The organism is Novosphingobium sp. 11B (assembly GCF_054589055.1).
The window spans coordinates 1-3,187 of sequence record NZ_BAAILP010000326.1; the positions used below are offsets into that span (position 1 = coordinate 1).

Annotated in this window: 5 protein-coding genes; 3 read left to right on the top strand and 2 right to left on the bottom strand. The window is 58.4% G+C overall.

Features of this window, described 5'->3' with window-relative positions; all coding sequences use genetic code 11:
• The coding region (locus tag ACYPYD_RS27165; RefSeq protein WP_459666893.1) for a HEPN domain-containing protein at positions 1-767 on the bottom strand (767 nt) is incomplete at its 3' end.
• Positions 768-1,680: 913 nt separating this feature from the next.
• On the opposite strand from ACYPYD_RS27165, the gene ACYPYD_RS27170 reads away from it, so the two are divergent.
• The 3 genes from ACYPYD_RS27170 (at position 1,681) to ACYPYD_RS27180 (ending at position 2,705) form a co-directional block, all read left to right on the top strand.
• A complete protein-coding gene (locus tag ACYPYD_RS27170) occupies positions 1,681-1,989 on the top strand; it encodes a hypothetical protein (protein ID WP_459666895.1) in 309 nt (102 codons plus the stop codon).
• A gap of 90 nt (positions 1,990-2,079) precedes the next feature.
• A complete protein-coding gene (locus ACYPYD_RS27175) occupies positions 2,080-2,409 on the top strand; it encodes a type II toxin-antitoxin system RelE/ParE family toxin (RefSeq protein ID WP_459666897.1) in 330 nt (109 codons plus the stop codon).
• A 2-nt stretch (positions 2,410-2,411) separates the two neighbouring features.
• A complete protein-coding gene (locus tag ACYPYD_RS27180; protein ID WP_459666899.1) occupies positions 2,412-2,705 on the top strand; it encodes a helix-turn-helix domain-containing protein in 294 nt (97 codons plus the stop codon).
• Positions 2,706-2,787: 82 nt separating this feature from the next.
• Here ACYPYD_RS27180 and ACYPYD_RS27185 read toward each other — a convergent pair.
• On the bottom strand, positions 2,788-3,187 hold a 400-nt coding region (locus ACYPYD_RS27185), incomplete at its 5' end, for an IS5 family transposase (protein ID WP_459666901.1).

Consider the following 3,187-nt stretch of genomic DNA (forward strand, 5'->3'; position numbering starts at 1 on the left):
TAGGCACGGCGGATGCAGCCGAACGCGCGCCGCTCGAATGGCGTTTCGCGCGGCCATGCTTCGCGCAAACTGCCGACCAGCATTTCCGCGCTCTCGCGCAATTCGTCCAGCGCATGGGTGCGTGGCCCGTGCAGGGTGAGGGACCATAGTAGGCACTGATAGGAATGCTCGCACGCCTGATGCAGGAGCAGCGCAGCCATCGGCGCATTCCCCTGTCGTTGATAGAATGCCGCGCCGTTCAGGAAGTCAGTGGCGCGTGCGTCCCAATGAGCATATTCCGCGCGTCCAGAAGCGAGGCGATCCGGAGCGGGAATTCTGCGCGGCGAGGGCAGGCGCAGTCCCTCCGACTGATATAGAGCAATGCCCTGAGTGGCGATGGTGACGAAATGCGGCACGCCCTCCGCAAGCGCGGCGTTGATCCGCTCGAGACTTTCAACGTCGAGGCGCACCGGATGGGTGATCTCGCCAAGCTCCCAAGCACGGCGCAATCTGTCGCGCACCAGCCGCCAGTCTCGTTCGCTGCGCGCCAGCCGAGGATAGTTGACGATCGCCAGCATGTGGAATGCTTCTCCCGGCGCGACCTCACCCCAATCCGTCCCGGCATGGGGGCCGTGAAGGACCAGCGCGAGGACGCGGCCCGTGCGGAAATGTTGGGAGCATCGACCCTTGGTCGTTTCCTCGAATTCCTCAAACAGGATCGTGGCGACGCGAAGAAGCTCCTTGTGGACCGCAGCGGGTATCTGATCGGCGTCGGCGCACATCATCATGCCATTTTCCCTCAACGGCTGCGCTGGGGCCATTTTAGGTACGAAGAACTTATCACTTCATCCTCGCGGTCCAGCGGGGCACGATCAGCTGGAGTGATCTCGGTAGATACTAAGCTTACCCCACGGACCCCGTGCATAGGTACGAAGACCAATGCACGGCGTGATGTGCTGAACTGCGAATCACAGGAGACCAAGCGTGTCATCAGGCTGCCTTCCTTGAGCCACCCGGATAAAGCAGCGGGCTGCGCCGCAGTATAACCGGCACCGCTTATGACATAGCAGGAGGAAAAGCGCAATAAGCGGTGCCGGTTATTCGACTTCCAGTTGAGCCGGCGTCATGCCGCGTTACGAAGACTGCATGGGAAGACCGCCGCTCAACTTGAAATCAACCAATCTCCGTTTGCCTGTCGGATTGGGAGAACGGATCGACAAGCTAGTCGGTCGGCAGAGGCGTGCCGCCTTCATTCGGGATGTTCTTGAACGCGAGGTCGCGCGATTAGAATCGGCGCAGAGCAAGAACGGATAACACGAAAGGTCCCGACGAAGAGCTGCGAAACGTTAGTGTCGGACACGTTACACTTGGGTGCGTTCGGAAAAATCCGCCGAGATGCTATTCCTGATGGCAGTATTATGGTCTGTTTAAAATCAGACAGTTATTCCGCAAATCGGCTCTCTTGCGGCAGTAAGACTGGAAAAGTTGTGTACTTGGCACCCAGCCGCTCAACCATATCCTGTCGGTGATCCTCGCTGACCAGGGGGTGCGCGTAGATCATCAGCGTCACGTCAAACGACTTGTGCCCTCACAGCGCTGCCATGTCCGGCATCGGTATGCCCCCGTGCACGCAGCGAAGGCCCATCTCGACTCGCCCCGGCCGCTCAATCACCGTCGCCGGTCTCAAACAGGGGTGTTTCAATGAAATATATAGCTATCGCGGCGCTCGCGCTGCTGTCGGGCTGTGCATCAACGCAAACGGTGCTGAGCCAGCCGCCGCGCGATTTAGTGAATTCGACCACGTCGCAGGCCAACGTGGCTTTCTGTATCGCGAACAAGAACAACGTGCCCGCCCTCGACGCGCCGGACGGCGCCAAGGTCATCCAGATCAAGAAAGGCTACGGGGCGGTGGGCATGATTTTCAGCGTCTACGCTGACGGCGCCTGGAGCCGCATCGAGGTGCGCAAGCCGATAGGTGTCAGCCTGGCTGCCCACCGTCAGTGCTACTGACGATACCGGGAGGGCAAAAAATCAGTGCCGCGTTTGAAATTAGGTCAACCTACTGTTGAAATAGGTACGGGCATCCCGTACATAATCCCCATGCATACGGTCGTCGAAACTCCTACCTATCTGGCGGCGGCCAAGAAGGCGGGCGTCTCAGATGCCGAGCGAGATATCATCATCGCCCACGTGGCCGCCCATCCGGAAGATGGCGACATTATCGAGGGCGGGGGCGGTGTCCGCAAGGTGCGCATCGCGCGTGAAAACGCGGGAAAGCGTGGAAGCTACCGTGTGGTAACGTACTACATGACGGACGATCAGCCGGTGTTCCTGATCACTATGCTGTCGAAGGGAAAAGCGGAAAACTTGACGGCGGAACAGAAGAAGGCGGCAAAATCTGCGGCCAAAGATATTAAGAAAGGCGAATGAAGATGGACGACGAAGACTTCCAAGGCATCATCTCTGGTCTGAATGACGTGAAGGATTACGTCCAGGGCAAGCGCGAGGGTTTCGTGGTCCATCAGGGCGTGGACGTTAAGGCGATTCGCAAGGCCGCCCACAAGACGCAGCGCCAGTTCGCGGAAACCTACCACCTTCCTGTCGGCACCGTGCGCGATTGGGAACAGAACCGCAGCCAGCCCGACGCCCCGGCGCGCGTCCTCCTCTCTCTCATCGAGCGCGAGCCGAAAACGATCGAACGGATTATCGCGAAGGTGCAGGCATGATCGTTACAAAGCAGGGCGAGATAAGGAAAAGCCACACAAGCGTTCTGGAAAACATTGAGAAAGAGCTAAGGCGTGTGGACATTTAGAGAATTGCGATCTTGAGAGCAGCGAGATTGATAATGGCTCTATAGCTCTGATCGGTTTTCTCGTAGCGAGTGGCGATGCGCCGGAATGTTTTGAGGCTGCAGAAGAAGTTTTCGACGAGGTGTCTCCAACGGTAGGCGTGGAAGTCGCAGTCGATCTTTTGCTTCTGGTTTGATTTGGGTGGGATCACTGCCACCGCGCCTCTTTCGTTCAGTTCGGTTCGCAGCCAGTCGGCGTCGAAAGCTTTGTCTCCGAGGAACATGTCGAATTCGACGTTCTGTATCAGCGGCTTCACCCCGACGAGATCGTGGCTCTGGCCTGGCAGGAGAACGAAGCGAACCAGGTTTCCCAGTGCATCTACCAACGCGACGATCTTGGTGGTCAATCCGCCGCGGGGG

Excerpts from the sequence above, each read along its gene's own strand:
- ACYPYD_RS27170 (WP_459666895.1), top strand. The coding sequence starts at position 1,681 with ATGAAATATATAGCTATCGCGGCGCTCGCGCTGCTGTCGGGCTGTGCA.
- ACYPYD_RS27175 (WP_459666897.1), top strand. The coding sequence starts at position 2,080 with ATGCATACGGTCGTCGAAACTCCTACCTATCTGGCGGCGGCCAAGAAG.
- ACYPYD_RS27180 (WP_459666899.1), top strand. The coding sequence starts at position 2,412 with ATGGACGACGAAGACTTCCAAGGCATCATCTCTGGTCTGAATGACGTG.